Origin of the sequence: Streptomyces sp. NPDC005533, from assembly GCF_042871845.1 — a bacterium.
Taxonomy (GTDB): Bacteria; Actinomycetota; Actinomycetes; order Streptomycetales; family Streptomycetaceae; genus Streptomyces.
The window spans coordinates 262,910-278,269 of sequence record NZ_JBIAJH010000003.1 but is presented as its reverse complement, the minus strand read 5'-3'; the positions used below and the strand labels follow the sequence as shown (position 1 = coordinate 278,269).

General features: G+C 72.7%; 17 protein-coding genes. 8 read left to right on the top strand and 9 right to left on the bottom strand.

Annotated elements, in window-relative coordinates; translation table 11 throughout:
• The first annotated feature begins 358 nt into the window (after window positions 1–358).
• Window positions 359–958 carry an SCO3374 family protein gene (locus ACFYP3_RS04950; protein ID WP_388826797.1) on the top strand — a complete coding sequence of 200 codons (600 nt, stop codon included), beginning with the start codon at window positions 359–361 and terminating at the stop codon, window positions 956–958.
• Here the strand turns inward: ACFYP3_RS04950 and ACFYP3_RS04945 are convergent.
• From ACFYP3_RS04945 to ACFYP3_RS04915, 7 genes are all read right to left on the bottom strand, one after another.
• On the bottom strand, window positions 937–1,275 hold the full coding sequence (locus tag ACFYP3_RS04945) for an Lsr2 family protein (RefSeq protein WP_030720514.1): 339 nt from the start codon (window positions 1,273–1,275) through the stop codon (window positions 937–939). The two genes, ACFYP3_RS04950 and ACFYP3_RS04945, sit on opposite strands and share 22 nt — an antisense overlap.
• Window positions 1,276–1,439: 164 nt before the next feature.
• Window positions 1,440–1,970, bottom strand: a complete 531-nt coding sequence (locus ACFYP3_RS04940) for an amino-acid N-acetyltransferase (protein ID WP_376618161.1) — start codon at window positions 1,968–1,970, stop codon at window positions 1,440–1,442.
• Window positions 1,971–1,981: 11 nt separating this feature from the next.
• Complete coding sequence (locus ACFYP3_RS04935; protein WP_388826794.1) at window positions 1,982–2,458, bottom strand: BlaI/MecI/CopY family transcriptional regulator; 477 nt, start codon at window positions 2,456–2,458, stop codon at window positions 1,982–1,984.
• Between the two features lie 273 nt (window positions 2,459–2,731).
• Entirely contained in the window at window positions 2,732–2,896 is a 165-nt protein-coding gene (locus ACFYP3_RS04930; RefSeq protein ID WP_030720505.1) for a hypothetical protein, read from the bottom strand.
• A gap of 14 nt (window positions 2,897–2,910) precedes the next feature.
• A complete protein-coding gene (locus ACFYP3_RS04925; RefSeq protein ID WP_388826791.1) occupies window positions 2,911–3,495 on the bottom strand; it encodes a hypothetical protein in 585 nt (194 codons plus the stop codon).
• Between the two features lie 48 nt (window positions 3,496–3,543).
• Entirely contained in the window at window positions 3,544–3,735 is a 192-nt protein-coding gene (locus ACFYP3_RS04920) for a DUF397 domain-containing protein (protein WP_030720495.1), read from the bottom strand.
• Window positions 3,736–3,877: 142 nt separating this feature from the next.
• A complete protein-coding gene (locus ACFYP3_RS04915) occupies window positions 3,878–5,008 on the bottom strand; it encodes a threonine aldolase family protein (protein WP_388826788.1) in 1,131 nt (376 codons plus the stop codon).
• A gap of 111 nt (window positions 5,009–5,119) precedes the next feature.
• Between ACFYP3_RS04915 and ACFYP3_RS04910 the strand changes: the two genes are divergently transcribed.
• From ACFYP3_RS04910 to ACFYP3_RS04890, 5 genes are read left to right on the top strand one after another with little or no spacing between them, the layout of a single operon-like run.
• Window positions 5,120–6,031, top strand: coding sequence for a Rossmann-like and DUF2520 domain-containing protein (locus ACFYP3_RS04910; protein WP_388826785.1), 912 nt, complete (start codon window positions 5,120–5,122; stop codon window positions 6,029–6,031).
• Entirely contained in the window at window positions 6,028–7,017 is a 990-nt protein-coding gene (gene panC, locus ACFYP3_RS04905; RefSeq protein WP_388826782.1) for a pantoate--beta-alanine ligase, read from the top strand. Before ACFYP3_RS04910 ends, panC begins: the two co-directional genes overlap by 4 nt.
• Complete coding sequence (locus ACFYP3_RS04900) at window positions 7,014–8,774, top strand: L-aspartate oxidase (protein WP_388826779.1); 1,761 nt, start codon at window positions 7,014–7,016, stop codon at window positions 8,772–8,774. The genes panC and ACFYP3_RS04900 overlap by 4 nt, the downstream gene beginning before the upstream one ends.
• A gap of 2 nt (window positions 8,775–8,776) precedes the next feature.
• On the top strand, window positions 8,777–9,745 hold the full coding sequence (nadC, locus tag ACFYP3_RS04895) for a carboxylating nicotinate-nucleotide diphosphorylase (protein WP_030720477.1): 969 nt from the start codon (window positions 8,777–8,779) through the stop codon (window positions 9,743–9,745).
• A 3-nt stretch (window positions 9,746–9,748) separates the two neighbouring features.
• Window positions 9,749–10,558: a type III pantothenate kinase gene (locus ACFYP3_RS04890; protein ID WP_319732869.1), complete on the top strand. Its 810-nt coding sequence runs from the start codon at window positions 9,749–9,751 to the stop codon at window positions 10,556–10,558.
• A 333-nt stretch (window positions 10,559–10,891) separates the two neighbouring features.
• Here the strand turns inward: ACFYP3_RS04890 and ACFYP3_RS04885 are convergent, their stop codons facing one another.
• Entirely contained in the window at window positions 10,892–11,101 is a 210-nt protein-coding gene (locus tag ACFYP3_RS04885; RefSeq protein WP_388826776.1) for a hypothetical protein, read from the bottom strand.
• A gap of 198 nt (window positions 11,102–11,299) precedes the next feature.
• Here ACFYP3_RS04885 and ACFYP3_RS04880 point away from each other — a divergent pair, with 198 nt between their 5' ends.
• Both ACFYP3_RS04880 and ACFYP3_RS04875 read left to right on the top strand, forming a co-directional pair.
• A complete protein-coding gene (locus ACFYP3_RS04880) occupies window positions 11,300–12,424 on the top strand; it encodes a DUF5937 family protein (protein ID WP_388826773.1) in 1,125 nt (374 codons plus the stop codon).
• 251 nt (window positions 12,425–12,675) lie between these two features.
• Complete coding sequence (locus tag ACFYP3_RS04875; protein ID WP_388826770.1) at window positions 12,676–14,226, top strand: M28 family metallopeptidase; 1,551 nt, start codon at window positions 12,676–12,678, stop codon at window positions 14,224–14,226.
• A 122-nt stretch (window positions 14,227–14,348) separates the two neighbouring features.
• Here ACFYP3_RS04875 and ACFYP3_RS04870 read toward each other — a convergent pair whose 3' ends face one another.
• The gene (locus ACFYP3_RS04870) at window positions 14,349–15,305 is read right to left on the bottom strand and encodes an SAM-dependent methyltransferase (RefSeq protein WP_388826902.1); all 957 of its coding nucleotides are present in this window, start codon (window positions 15,303–15,305) and stop codon (window positions 14,349–14,351) included.
• Window positions 15,306–15,360 lie beyond the last annotated feature (55 nt).

Genomic DNA, 15,360 nt, shown 5'->3' with positions numbered 1-15,360 from the left:
TCCGTCCTCGGCTCACCCCTGCATCAGCGGGGAAAACCGGCTAGCAGAGCCGACAACTGCTCCAACTCGATGGTGCGAGACGATGTTCCCGCAGGCCAGGCAGATACCCGTCATGCGTGTACGCCGACGGCGAACGGAAGCCCGTCAAATCAGCGTGTCGCCCCGATCCACTAGGAATGTCTTACCCGTAAGCACTGACACTCCATGCCCCCGGCACCGGTCCCCTCAGCTAAGGGCGAACACAGTTCCGTCCCGAATGTGGGACTCCGCTGCCGCGGATGTTTACGTTCCGCATATGAGTGAGTGCGGTGTGTCACATCGACCGTAACCCGGGGGCGTTTCGCGAGTTGCTCCGGGCATGGCCCTCACCGCTGTGCCGACCGTCCCGCCGCCCCGCGCCGCGCCCGGGGAGGGTGCGTACGCCTCCTGGTACGAGCGGGTGCTCGGCTGGGCCGTCACGGGCGGTCCGCCCGGCCTGCTCACGACCGGGGTGCGGTTCGACGTGCTGGAGCTGCCGTCCGACGCGGGAGCGGCCCTGCTGCGCAGGCCGGTCGCCACGGGCCCGGTGGCGCTCATGGGGCGCCGGATGCGGTTCCTGGTGGCCGCGGGGAGCGCAGACGAGCTGGAGGGGTTGCTCGACTGGCTGGAGTGGGGCGGGGTCGCCCTGGACCTGACCGCCCTGGGTGCGGGTGGCCGGATCACCGCCCCGGCTCCCCCGGGGCTGCCCCTGGGAGAAAGCCCTCGGGGGGCCGCCGTGTGGCTGCGACCCCCCGAGCAGGGGTGTGAGGCACTGCTGCCGGCCCTGCCCGGTCCCGGGCGGGCCGCCGGACCCGGCTCCGGAAAGGGGTCCGCCGGGCCCGATCTCGTACGCCTGGTGGCTGCGGCGGCGACGGAATGCCACCGGGCCCGCCTGCGGCGGCGTACGGCGGGGATCCGTCAGCCCTTGGCCTTTTCGTAGGCCTCGCGGATCTCGGCCGGGACGCGACCGCGGTCGTTCACGTTGTAACCGTTCTCCTTGGCCCAGGCGCGGATCTCCGCGGTGTCCGGGTTGCCGGTCGTCGCCGAGGCGCGACCCTTCGCACGTGCCGCGGTGGCACGGCCACCGGTGCGGCGGCCGCCCTTGGTGTACGGGTCGAGCAGACCGCGGAGCTTTTCAGCGTTGGCGGTGGTGAGGTCGATCTCGTAGGTCTTGCCATCCAGAGCGAACGTCACCGTCTCGTCCGCCTCGCCACCGTCGAGGTCGTCGACAAGAAGGACCTGAACCTTCTGTGCCACCGGGATTTCCTTTCATCGAAAAGCAGTACGTGGAAAGGAAACCGCTTTTGCCTGGAAAACACAAACCCCCGGGGAGAGGTTCAGGACCGCAACAGGGCGGGAAACGTACGCGATTCGGACATAGGCCACAGGTTGCTGATCGACGGAAAAGCGTAGGCCATCGATCAGAGGTGCAGAAGCATCCGACTGTTGCCCAAGGTGTTCGGCTTCACTCGTTCGAGACCGAGGAACTCGGCGACACCCTCGTCATAGGAACGCAGGAGCTCCATGTAGACATCGGTGTCGACCGGGGTCTCGCCGATCTCGACGAAGCCGTGCTTCGCGAAGAACTCGACTTCGAAGGTCAGGCAGAAAACCCGGCTCACCCCGAGGGTGCGGGCGGTCCGCAACAACTGCTGCAGCACCTTGTGGCCCACGCCGGCGCCCTTCAAGCCGCGGTCCACGGCGAGAGTGCGCACTTCGGCAAGGTCTTCCCACATCACGTGGAGAGCGCCACAGCCCACCACCTGACTGTCGGAGTCGCGTTCCGCGACCCAGAACTCCTGGATGTCCTCGTAAAGGACGACCGGGGCTTTGTCCAGCAGGATCCGCTGCTGCACGTACTGGTCGAGGAGGCGGCGCAGCGCGGGAACATCACCGGTGCGGGCACGGCGGATCGTCACTGTTTCTGCATGTGCAGAGGAAAACTCTCCCATGGCTGCGGACGCTATCGCCCCGGCTCCTGCGGGCGCTCGGCGGAGTCCCCTTCGGCTTCCTGCGCGGCGGGGGGTTCGGCGACAGGTTCGGCGGGGGGTTCGGCCGCGGCCTCGGGGCCGGACTCGCCGTCGTGCTGGACGACCCGGACGGCGTCCCTGAGTGCTTCCCGCTGTTCCGCGGACATCATGCCGAAGAAGGCGACGAGGGCGGCCGCGGGGTTGTCGCTCGTCGACCAGGCTTCGTTCATCAGTGCGGCCGAGTAGGCGGCGCGGGTGGAGACCGCCGTATATCGATAGGCGCGGCCTTCGGCTTCCCGACGGACCCAGCCCTTCTGATGGAGATTGTCCATAACGGTCATGACCGTGGTGTACGCGATGGACCGTTCCTGCTGGAGGTCTTCCAGTACTTCACGAACGGTGACCGGGCGGTTCCACTGCCACACCCGCGTCATCACGGCGTCTTCGAGTTCTCCCAAGGGGCGAGGCACAACAGCACGATAGTGCTGCTTGTGGGGAATTGCCCGACTATTCGCTCGGCAACGCGCGACAAAATCGGGAGTGCGGCCGACGCGGCCCCACTCCCGTCGCCCAAGCGGCCAGGCCGTCTCTTTCGGATCTTGCCGGGGCCCGCGGCGGCTGGCACCGCACCTGGCCGCGTTGTCGGAGCGCCCCAGTACGTCCAGTACACGGGCGCCCCTCCGCCTTGCCATGCACGGCACCAGCCACCGCGGGCAAGGCCGACAAGATCCGAAAGAGACGGCCTAGTTCTGCTGGCGCGCGGCCTCGGCCCGGGCGATCACGGCGTCGACCGCGGCGTCTTCCTTGGCCTTGTTGGCGCCGCCCTGGCTCTTCACGATCGTCACCACGAGAGCGATGAAGAACGCGGCCATCACGACGGGGGGCACGAGCGCGGAGACGTAGTCCATGCCCCCCAGACTAGCTACCCGACGGCCCACTCGGCCGCCGGGGGCGGGGTGGGCTTGCGGCGCGGCGGGAACACCTCGCCGGGGGTGGGGACCGGCCGTTCGGGACGCGGCGGCTCCTTGGGCTGCGGAGCCGGCTTCGGCTGCTCCTCCCGCCCGCCGGCCAGCGCCAGCAGCCGGGTCCGGGGAGCGGGGGTCGTCGAGAGCCGGCGGCGTACGGAGCGCTCCGCGACGACCTGGGCCCGCTCCAGCAGCGCCGCGGCGACCGGGTTGGCGCGCAGCGCGCGCAGGGCGGCGAGGTCGTCGGGAGCCGGTTCGTAGCCGGCGGCCAGGGCGTCCTGGAGCAGCTCCAGGTAGCCCGTGAGACTGCCGGGCAGGGCGCCCCGGTAGCGGGCGAGGTCGTCGAGCAGGAACGCTCTGAGCCGGCCCGCCTCCTGGACCGCGTCGTCCACCGACTGCGCGAGGTGCAGGCAGTCCTGGACCTCCGCGGCCGCCAGGGGGGCCGGGGAGGGCTGAAGGGCGTGGGCGAGGAGACGCCTGAGCACGTGCAGCTCAGCAGCGCTGAACGCCATGCCGCCGCGGGATCCGTAGGGCGTGGGCATGGGCCGAAGATACGCGCTAATCGGACAAAATCCCCTGAGGGTGAGCCCTTACGGCGCGGCGGTTTCCTTGACGGCCCGGATGAAATCGGCCCAGGCGGCCTGCGTCGTGGCGAGCACGAGGTGCGCGGGGTCGACGCGGTCGGCGACCTTCACGAGGGCTCCGGGGGCCGTGGCGACATAGACGCAGGCGTCGCCCTCACTACAGAACGAGGACTTCCGCCACGTGGGCTGAGCGGTCATGGTGTCTCCTCCGGGCAACGGTGGCCGGTAATTGCCGTCGAGGGGACGGTAACTCCGACACCGGCCCGGACCGAGGAGTTTCCCGGAATTCGGTGATTCGTGGCGCAGCCGTGCACAGGGCCGCCGCCCCCCGCCGGAAAACCTAGAGCCGGGCCACGAAGTCGGCGGCGGCCCGCTTCACGTCGGCCTCCGTCCAGGCCAGCCCCGGCTCGGTGATGTCCAGTTCCGTCACCGCCAGACCCGGCGGCCCCTCGGCGGACCACCGGCGGAAGAGGACCGTGCCCGTCTCCTCCGCCAGCCGCAGGCCCGCCTCCGTCAGACGGTCCGCCTCGTACGGCAGCCACACCTGGAACTGGTGCGTGTGCGGCTCCTGCGGGTGGATCCGCGCCCACGGGACCGACGACTCCTCGAACGCCGAGCGCAGCGCTCCCGCCACCATCCGCGCCTGGGCCACGTACGACGGCAGCCGGGGCAGTTCCCGTTCCAGACCGGCCAGCGCGGACAGGGCCTGCGGGAACTGCCGGAAGATCTGGCCGCCGTACCGGTGGCGCCAGACGCGGGTCTCCTCCACGAACTCCCGCGGCCCGGCCAGGCAGGCCCCGCTCAGGCCGCCCAGCGACTTGTAGAAGGAGACGTACACCGAGTCCGCGAGCCCGGCGATCTCCGGCAGCGGGCGCCCGAAGTGGACGGTGGACTCCCACAGGCGGGCCCCGTCGAAGTGGACCACCGCCTCCCGCTCCCGGGCCGCCTCGACGAGCGCCTCCAGCTCGTCCCACGTGGGCAGGAGGAAACCGGCGTCCCGCAGCGGCAGCTCCAGCATCAGCGTGCCGAAGGGCTCCCGGACCGCCGCGACCTCCGCGGGCGTCGGCTGGCGGGCCTCCGTCGTCGGGTGCACCACCCTCAGCCCGGAGACGTTCGACAGCGCGTCGCCCTCCCACCGCTCCGGATGGCTCATCGGGTGCAGTGCCACCACCGGGTTCCCGGTGCGGCCCGCCCAGCAGCGCAGCGCGATCTGCTGGGCCATCGTCCCGCTGGGGAAGAACGCCGCGTCCTGGGTGCCGAGCAGCTCCGCGACCCGGCGCTCCAGCGCCTCGACGATCCCGTCGCCGTACACGTCGGCCGGTCCGTCCATGGCGTACGGGGCTTCGGCGAGCCCGGCGAGCAGCTCCCCCACCGTGGGTTCGAGCAGGCTGCGCGACAGCTTGCGCTCCGCTCCCCGCCAGGCCGCCACCTGCCGCTTCGTACGTTCCGTGTCGTCACTGTCGTCGCTCATGGAGCCCGATCCTCACCCACGTCGTCGCCGTCCGGCCAATTGCCCCAGGAGCTAGCATGGCGGCGTATCGTCCGGTACCCCCCGCGGACTGGAACGGAAGGCCCTCCCCGCGTGAATCCATCACAGCAGCCACGCCCTGCCCGGCTCGCCGTCGGCGTCGTCGGAGCCGGCCGTGTCGGTCCGGCGCTGGCCCGCGCGCTCCAGCAGGCCGGGCACCGGCCCGTCGCCGTCTCCGGAGTGTCCGACGCGTCCGTGCGCCGGGCCGCGCGGATGCTGCCCGACGTACCGCTCGTGCCGCCCGCGCAGGTGCTGGAACGGGCCGAGCTGGTGCTCCTCACCGTCCCCGACGACGCGCTGCCCTCCCTGGTGGAGGGCCTGGCCGAGACCGGCGCGATCCGGCCCGGCCAGCTCCTCGTGCACACCTCGGGCCGGTACGGGACCGCCGTGCTGGACCCGGCGCGCCGCGCGGGCGCCCTGCCGCTGGCCCTGCACCCCGCGATGACCTTCACCGGCACCGAGGTCGACGTGCAGCGCCTGGCCGGCTGCTCCTTCGGCGTCACCGCCCCCGAGGAGCTGCGGCTGGCCGCCGAGGCCCTGGTCATCGAGATGGGCGGGGAGCCCGAATGGATCGCGGAGGAGAACCGCCCGCTCTACCACGCGGCCCTCGCCCTCGGCGCGAACCACCTGGTCACGCTGGTCGCCCAGTCGATGGAGCTGCTGGGCGAGGCCGGGGTCGAGCACCCCGACCGGATGCTCGGCCCGCTGCTCGGCGCGGCCCTCGACAACGCCCTGCGCTCCGGCGACGGCGCCCTGACCGGCCCGGTGGCCCGCGGTGACGCCGGTACGGTCGCCGCGCACGTCTCGGAGCTGCGCCGGCACGCGCCGGCCGCGGTCGCCGGGTACCTGGCGATGGCCCGCACCACCGCCGACCGGGCCCTCGCCCACGGGCTGCTCAAGCCCGAGCTCGCCGAGGACCTGCTCGGCGTGCTCGCCGACACGGACACCGACGGGGGCCACCAGTGACCCAGCTGCTGCACACCGCCGAGGAGCTGCACGGTCTCGCGCGAACCGGCCGCCGGGCCGTGGTGATGACGATGGGCGCCCTGCACGAGGGCCACGCCACCTTGATCCGCACCGCCCGCGAACAGGTCGGGCCGGCGGGCCAGGTCGTCGTCACCGTCTTCGTCAACCCGCTGCAGTTCGGGGTGAACGAGGACCTCGACCGCTATCCGCGCACCCTCGACGCCGATCTGCTGATCGCCGAAGGGGCGGGCGCCGACGCCGTGTTCGCGCCGGCCGTGGACGAGGTGTACCCGGGCGGCGACCCGCAGGTGCGGATCACCGCCGGGCCGATGGGCGAGCGCCTCGAAGGGGCCACCCGCCCCGGCCACTTCGACGGCATGCTGACCGTCGTCGCCAAACTGCTCCACCTCACCCGCCCCGACCTGGCCCTCTTCGGCCAGAAGGACGCCCAGCAACTGGCGCTGATCCGGCGGATGGTGACTGACCTGAACTTCCCCGTCGAGGTGGTCGGCGTACCGACCGTCCGCGAGGAGGACGGGCTCGCCCTGTCGTCCCGCAACCGCTTCCTCTCCCCCGCCGAGCGGCACACCGCCCTGGCCCTGTCCCGCGCCCTGTTCGCCGGGCAGGACCGGCTCGCCGCGCAGGCGGCGCTGCGCGCCCGCGCCGAGGCCTCCCCGACCAGCGACGAGCGGGCCACCGCCCTGGCCCGGCTGGGCGAGATCCGCGCCTCGGCCGACGCCCACGCCGTCTCGGCCGCGGGCGGGGGGCTGCCGGACGCCGTACGGGCCGCCGCGCTGCACGTCCTGGAGGAGGCGGGCCGCCACGAGCCGCCGCTCGACCTGGACTACCTGGCGCTGGTGGACCCGCAGGACTTCACCGAGGCCGGTCCCGACTTCACCGGGCAGGCCGTGCTGGCCGTCGCCGCGAAGGTGGGCGCGACCCGGCTGATCGACAACATCCCATTGGAATTCGGAGCACACTCGTGAGCACCCCAGGCAGAGGCCCCGCCGGCAGCGACGGCGGAGACACGGCCGCGGGCACCGGCATACGCCTGCACGCGCCCGCCCCCGGCTGGTCCCTCGACGCCGATGTCGTGGTCGTCGGTTCCGGTGTGGCGGGCCTGACCGCCGCCCTGCGCTGCGCCGCCGCGGGCCGCCGCACCGTCGTCGTCACCAAGGCCCGGCTCGACGACGGCTCCACCCGCTGGGCCCAGGGCGGCATCGCCGCGGCCCTCGGCGACGGCGACACCCCCGAGCAGCACCTCGACGACACCCTGGTCGCGGGCGCGGGCCTGTGCGACGAGGAGGCCGTACGGCTGCTCGTCACCGAAGGCCCGGACGCGGTACGGCGGTTGATGGCCACCGGAGCGGTCTTCGACACGTCCGCGGAGACCGGCGAGATAGAACTGACCCGCGAGGGCGGCCACCACCGGCGGCGCATCGCGCACGCGGGCGGCGACGCCACCGGCGCCGAGATCTCCCGGGCCCTCGTCGAGGCGGTCCAGGACGCGGGCATCGAGACCGTCGAGAACGCCCTCGTACTGGACCTGCTGCACGACGCGCAGGGCCGCACGGCCGGCGTCACCCTGCACGTGATGGGCGAGGGCCAGCACGACGGCGTCGGCGCCGTCCACGCGCCCGCCGTGATCCTCGCGACCGGCGGCATGGGCCAGGTCTTCTCGGCCACCACCAACCCGTCGGTGTCCACCGGTGACGGCGTGGCGCTCGCGCTGCGCGCCGGCGCCGAGGTCTCCGACCTGGAGTTCGTGCAGTTCCACCCCACGGTGCTCTTCCTCGGCCCGGACGCCGAGGGGCAGCAGCCGCTGGTGTCGGAGGCGGTCCGCGGGGAGGGCGCGCACCTCGTCGACGCGGACGGCGTCCGCTTCATGGTCGGCCAGCACGAGCTCGCCGAACTCGCCCCGCGCGACATCGTCGCCAAGGGCATCATGCGCCGCATGCAGGAGCAGGGCGCCCAGCACATGTACCTGGACGCCCGGCACTTCGGCGCCGAGATGTGGGAGCAGCGCTTCCCGACGATCCTCGCCGCCTGCCGCTCGCACGGCATCGACCCGGTGACCGAGCCGATCCCTGTCGCGCCCGCCGCGCACTACGCGTCCGGCGGCGTACGGACCGACCTGCACGGGCGGACCACCGTCCGCGGCCTGTACGCCTGCGGTGAGGTCGCCTGCACCGGTGTGCACGGCGCGAACCGGCTCGCCTCCAACTCGCTGCTGGAGGGCCTGGTCTTCGCCGAGCGGATCGCCGACGACATCGCCGCGCAGCGCTTCGGCGGCAACGGCCCGGTCGTCCCGGTCCCGGCGACCGGCCCGCTGCAGCCCGCCGCGGCCCGGCACGAGGTCCAGCGGATCATGACGGAGGGCGCGGGCGTGCTCCGCTCCGCCGCCTCGCTGGCCACGGCGGCCGAGGCCCTCGAAGCGCTGTACGCGACCGCCCTGAACGACCTGGAGACGCACGGCAAGACCGCCGAGCCGGGTGTGGACACCTGGGAGGCCACGAACCTGCTGTGCGTGGCACGGGTCCTGGTCGCCGCCGCGCAGCGGCGCGAGGAGACCCGCGGCTGCCACTGGCGCGAGGACCACCCGGACCGGGACGATGCCCACTGGCGGCGTCACCTCGTCGTCCGGCTCTCGGCGACCGAGAAGCGGGCCCTGGTCGTCGTACCCACCGACTCCGCGGACTTCCCGTCCGTGCACCCCCTGAGCACCCCGAGCCTGGAGCAGTGACCGTGAGCACCCCCGAACTTCCCCTGATCGACCAGAACGACGGCGGCTGCGGCGACGACTGCGCCTGCGGTGACGGCGAGGAGAGCGGCCTGGACCCGGCGCTCGCCCAGCTGCTGGCCGACGCGGGCCTGGACCCCATCGAGGTCGAGGACATCGCGCACATGGCGCTCTCCGAGGACCTGGACGGCGGCGTGGACGTCACCACCGTCGCCACGGTGCCCGAGGAGGCCGAGGCGATCGCCGACTTCGTCGCCCGCGAGAACGGCGTCGTGGCCGGCCTGCGGATCGCCGAGGCCGTGTTCTCCGTGGTGTGCACCGAGGCGTTCGAGGTGGAGCGGCACGCGGAGGACGGCGACAGCGTCGAGGCCGGGCAGCTGCTGCTGTCGGTGCGCTCGCGCACCCGCGACCTGCTCACGGCGGAGCGCAGCGCGCTGAACATCCTGTGCCGGCTGTCCGGCATCGCGACGGCCACCCGCCGCTGGGCGGACGTACTGGAGGGCACCGGGGCGAAGGTCCGCGACACCCGCAAGACGACGCCGGGGCTGCGCGCGCTGGAGAAGTACGCGGTGCGCTGCGGCGGCGGCGTCAACCACCGGATGTCGCTGTCGGACGCCGCGCTGGTCAAGGACAACCACGTGGTGGCGGCGGGCGGGGTCGCGCAGGCCTTCAAGGCCGTGCGGGAGGCCTTCCCGGAGCTCCCGATCGAGGTCGAGGTCGACACCCTGGAGCAGATCGGCGAGGTCCTGGAGGCCGGCGCCGACCTGATCCTGCTGGACAACTTCACGGTCGAGCAGACCGCCGAGGCCGTGGCCCTGGTGGCCGGGCGCGCGGTGCTGGAGTCCTCGGGCCGCCTCTCCCTGGACACCGCCCGCGCGTACGCGGAGACCGGCGTGGACTACCTGGCCGTCGGCGGGCTGACCCACTCCTCGCCGATCCTGGACATCGGCCTCGATCTGCGCGAGGCGGTGTAACCCGTGCTCCTCACCATCGACGTAGGCAACACCCATACGGTCCTGGGCCTGTTCGACGGTGACGAGATCGTCGAGCACTGGCGCATCTCGACCGACCCGCGGCGCACGGCCGACGAGATGGCCGTGCTCATGCAGGGCCTGATGGGCATGCACCCGATGCTCGGCAGCGAGCTGGGCGACGGCATCCACGGCATCGCGATCTGCTCGACGGTGCCGTCGGTCCTGCACGAGCTGCGCGAGGTCACCCGGCGCTACTACGGCGACGTGCCGGCGGTCCTGGTGGAGCCGGGCATCAAGACGGGCGTCCCGATCCTGATGGACAACCCGAAGGAGGTCGGCGCGGACCGCATCATCAACGCGGTCGCGGCGGTCGAGCTCTACGGGGGCCCGGCGATCGTGGTCGACTTCGGTACGGCGACCACCTTCGACGCGGTGTCCGCGAAGGGCGAGTACGTGGGCGGGGTCATCTCCCCCGGCATCGAGATCTCCATGGAGGCCCTCGGCGTCCGCGGCGCCCAGCTCCGCAAGATCGAGCTGGCCCGGCCGCGCAACGTGATCGGCAAGTCCACGGTCGAGGCGATGCAGTCGGGTGTGGTGTACGGCTTCGCGGGCCAGGTCGACGGGGTCGTGGCCCGCATGGCGAAGGAACTGGCCGGACCGAACGGCGACCCGGACGACGTCCGCGTCATCGCGACGGGCGGGCTGGCCCCGATGGTGCTGGGCGAGTCCTCGGTGATCGACGACCACGAACCGTGGCTGACCCTGATCGGGCTGCGACTGGTCTACGAACGCAACGCCCCGAACTTCGACTGAGCCGTTACCCGCCGGGGCTCCGCCCCGCACCCGCGCCTCAGACGCCGGAGGGGCTGAAGTGTGCGGCGAGGCTGAATTGGGGGGCGGCCGGGCCGGTCGGGGCGGGGTCGGGTGTGTGTCGGGGTGATCCCCGCAGGGCGCCGAACGCAACGGGGCCCGGCTCTGCGACCCCTCGTCACGTTCGGCGTCCGAGGAGACGCCCCGGCGCGCGCCCGGCCCCGCCCCCACCGGCCCCAGCCGACCCCGTCCGAGCGGCACGGCCACGCGACGCCCCGGCCCCGGCGCAGCCGGCCCGGCACGACCCACCAGTCGGGTCCGTCAGCCGGTGGCGGCTCAGCAAGCCCGCGGCCGGCTCAGCATCCGGCGCAGGGCGGCGCGCCAGGGGTGGCCGGCCGGGCGGCCTTCCACCACGGCCTTGACCTGCTCGTAGGACCGGATCTCGCGCAGGACGGCGACGTCGTCGCGGCCGGGGGGCGGGGGCATCGGCTCCGCGTGCTGGGAGGCCCGCCAGGTGTCTATGAGGTACTGCTCGATCGCGCTCATGGCTCTACCCTCACCCCGTCGGCGGCACCGCGCACGACAGTTGACGTTCCCCGTCAATCGACGGCTCCCCACGGCCGCCCCAGGGCCGAACGATCACTCGTCCGGCCGCCGCGCCGGACGGCCCGCGGCCACTCGTACGGCGGCTGCGCACGGTCCCCCCGGCACCACCCTCGGTGAGCGGGACGACAGAATGGCCTGATGAGCGTCACCATCGACATCGCCGGACTCCCCGCAGAGCGGATCACCTTCGCGCCCTCCCCCCTCGCGGAGCTCTGCATGGCGCTGCACGCGCTCTCCCAGCCCGCCCACCACCCCGCCCTCACCTCCTGGACCACGGCCACCGCCGCCTCGCTCGATCCGTGCCTCGCGGACCGGCTGCTGGAGGGCGAGTTCATGTGGCGGAGCTCCTTCTCCGACATCTTCATGGCCTTCGCCGGGATCCCCGGCGGGACCGGGGTACCCGCCGGGACGCTGGCGCAGGAGCTCGACGTGCTCGACCGGCTGGACGACGAGCAGTTCGTGCTGGCCGCCCTGGAGCACTGCTGGCTGGCGCTCTACAACGAGGGCGGCGGCCCGTCGCCGCTGACGAACCCGGCGGCCCGGGCCAAGGCGCTGGAGGTGGCCGCCGCCCGCGGCCCCCACCAGCTGGAGTTCTCCGTACGCCTGCTGGACGACACCGCCGGCGTACGGGTGTGGATGCGCCGGCTCCTGGAGGACTGCGACGAGGCGTTCTTCGCGGAGACCTGGAAGCGCGTGGAACCGGGGCAGAGCGCCGACGCCCGGCACAAGACCGAACTGCTGCGCCGCAGGGGGCTGCCGGCCGCGCTGAGGGAGGTCTCGGCGGCGCTCAGCGTCGACGAGGGCCTCACCACCATCACCGTCGACAAGATGGTCCACGGGACGACCACCGCGACCGACGCTCGAATAGGCAGCGGCCTCGTCTTCGTGCCGACCAACTTCGGCTGGCCGCATCTGCTCGTGGGGCACGCCCCGGGCTGGCGGCCGGTGGTCCACTATCCGCTCGGCACCCCCGAACCGGTCTCCGCGCCGGGCTCGGTGGAGCTGCTCCAGCGGCGGATGGAGGCACTGGCCCACCCCATGCGGATGATGCTGTGCCGGAGCCTGGCGCGGGCCCCGTACACGACGAGCGAACTGGCGACCGTGTACGGGATCACCGCGCCGGAGGTGTCACGGCACCTGGCCGTCCTGAAGAAGGCCGGCCTGATGCACACGCGAAGGCAAGGCCGCTACGCCCAGCACCAGTTGGACCTGGGTGCGGTCGCCCGCATCGGGGCCGACTTCATCGAGGGCGTCCTGCGCTAGGCGGTACCGGCGGGCGTTTGGCCGGATTCGACCGGCGCAGAGTCACCGATATACGGAATTCATCAACCGGAAACAGCGAAAACTCTGGCCTTGATGGCCACTTGCTGTCTAACGTGCGCTCACTGTTGCCCCACCTGACGCGCACCGATTCCGCGTTTCAGCCGCACCACGTTCCACCGCGCCGTGCCCTGCTGTGCCTTGCTGTGCCCAGATCCGCCCGCCCTGCTCGTCTTTGTCGTGGAAGGACCTTCATGCCCTCACGCCGTATAGCCGCAGCAACCGCCGCCCTGGCCGCAGCGGCCCTCGTCTCACCGCTGCTGCTCGCCGGACCGGCCGGAGCCACCGGGAGCCCGCAGAGCGACGCCGCCCGCGGTGACGCGCTCGCCAGGAAGCTGGTCAAGGACGCGACCGGCAAGGGCGCCTACAACCACCTCAAGGTGCTGCAGTCCCTGGCCGACTACAACAACGGCACCCGCGTGGCGGGTTCCAAGGGCCACGAGCAGTCGGCCAAGTACATCGAGGCCGTGCTGAAGGCGGCCGGATACACGGTCACCCGCAACGAGTTCGACTTCGTCTACGTCGAGACCATCGAGCAGAAGCTGACGGTGGGCGGCGCGAACCAGCGCGACGTACCGATCCACCTGATGACCTACACGGCGAACTCCCCGGAGGGCGGTGTGACGGCCCAGGTCGCCGTCGCCCCGGTCGACGCGGACGGGACGAACGGCTGCGAACCCGGCGACTTCGCCCCGGGCACCTTCACCGGCAAGATCGCCCTGATCAAGCGCGGCGGCTGCACCTTCGCGGTGAAGCAGCAGAACGCGGCGGCCGCCGGCGCGGTCGGCGCGATCATCTACAACAACACCGCGGGCGCCCTGAACGGCACCATCGGCGACCCGGCCGCCGGCAAGGTGCCGACGGGCGGCATCACCCAGGAGGAAGGCCAGAAGCTCGCGGCCGAGGCCGCCGCCGGTCCGGTCGAGGTCACCCTCGACATCCGTGAGCTGCGCGAGAACCGCAAGACGTTCAACGTCATCGCCGAGACCAAGGGCGGCGACGAGAACAACACCGTCTTCCTCGGCGCGCACCTCGACTCGGTCGCGGCCGGCCCGGGCATCAACGACAACGGCTCCGGCTCGGCGGGCATCCTCCAGGTCGCCCAGCGGCTCGCGAGCGAGCAGAAGAAGATCAAGAACAAGGTCAAGTTCGCCTGGTGGTCGGCGGAGGAGTTCGGCCTGCTCGGCTCGGAGGCGTACGTCGCCGGGCTGACGGACGAGCAGAAGAAGCAGATCAAGCTCTACCTGAACTTCGACATGATCGCCTCGCCGAACTCCGCGTACTTCGTCTACGACGGCGACGACTCGGACGCCACCGGCGCGGGCCCCGGCCCGGCCGGCTCCGCCCAGCTGGAGAAGGGGATCACCGACTTCCTCGACTCCAAGAAGATCCCGCACGAGGGCACGGACTTCTCCGGCCGCTCGGACTACGGCCCGTTCATCGAGGTCGGCATCCCCTCCGGCGGCACCTTCACCGGCGCCGAGGGCATCAAGACCCCGGCGCAGGCCGCGAAGTTCGGCGGCCAGGCGGGCGTCGCCTACGACGTGAACTACCACGGCAAGGGTGACGACATCACCAACATCGACCAGAAGGCGCTCGACATCAACGTCGACGTCATCGCGGACGCGGTCGGCCACTACGCGTACGATCTGGCCCCGCTGGCGAAGCCGGTCACCTCGACGCCCACCAGCGGCTCGGGCAGCGGCGGCGGTCTCCACGACGGCCACGACGAGGTCACGCAGTAACGGCTCCCCCTCCCGAACCGTCGGGCGCGGCTGACCACCAGCCGCGCCCCACGGCGTACGGGGCCGCTCTCGCCCCGCCCCACCACCCGGCCGCGCCCGACGGACGACACCGCACGACCGCGTCAGCCGGTGGCGGCCCCGGGCCAGGCCGCCCGGATCCCGACCGGCTGGCAGAGCCACAGGAAGTCGCCGAGCCCGCCGCGTGCGGTGAGCTCGGCGGCTTCCCCGGCGGACGCCAGCGCCCGCACGTACGCCACCGGGTCGGCCGAGGCCAACGCCAGCGCGGGGCGGGAGCCCGAGATCCCGAGCCCCGACAGCGCCTCGCGCTGCGTCAGCAGGGCCGCGCCCGGCCCCGCGCAGGAGTCCAGCGCCACGTGCGCGGTGACGTCGCAGCTCCCGTCCGGGACGGGCGGGACCTCCCGGCCCGCACGGAAGCCCGTCAGCGTGCCGTACGGCGGCCGGGCGTCCCGCGTGTGGCCGTAGTCCACCGCCACCGCCAGCCCCCGCTCCAGGCTCGCCACGGCCCCCGCCCAGGCCTCGTCGCGCGCCCGACCGATCTCGGCCCGGCCGGTCTCGTCCGGGCCCACGCCGCCGGGCCACCACCGCTCCAACCAGTCCCGGTCCGCGCCGTCCAGCGGGCCGCCGGGGCTCTCCGTGCCGTCCGGGGCGACCAGGACGTAGCGCCCGTCCTCCGCGATCTCCAGCGGGACGTTGTCGAGCCACTCGTTGGCGAACAGCAGCCCCGTCGTCCCTTCGGGCGGCTCCCCGACCCAGCGGATCCGCGGGTCGAGCCCCGCGGGCCGCTGCGCCCGCTCCACGGCGTACGGACGCACCCGCGCGGCCGTCTCCGGCTCCAGCGCGGCCAGCACCCCGGTCAGCAGCTCGCCGCGCCCGGCCCCGACATCGATCAGGTCCAGCCCCTGCGGGTGCCCGAGCTCCGCGTCCACCCACCGCAGCAGCCGGGCCACGGCTCCCGCGTACAGCGCGGAGGCGTGCACCGAGGTACGGAAGTGCCCGGCCGGCCCCGGCCCGCCCGGGCGCACGTAGAAGCCGCCGGGCCCGTACAGGGCGACGTCCATCGCGTCGCGCCACCGGACCGGAGTCGACTGTCCACCCTGGGTGCTCACCCCACAA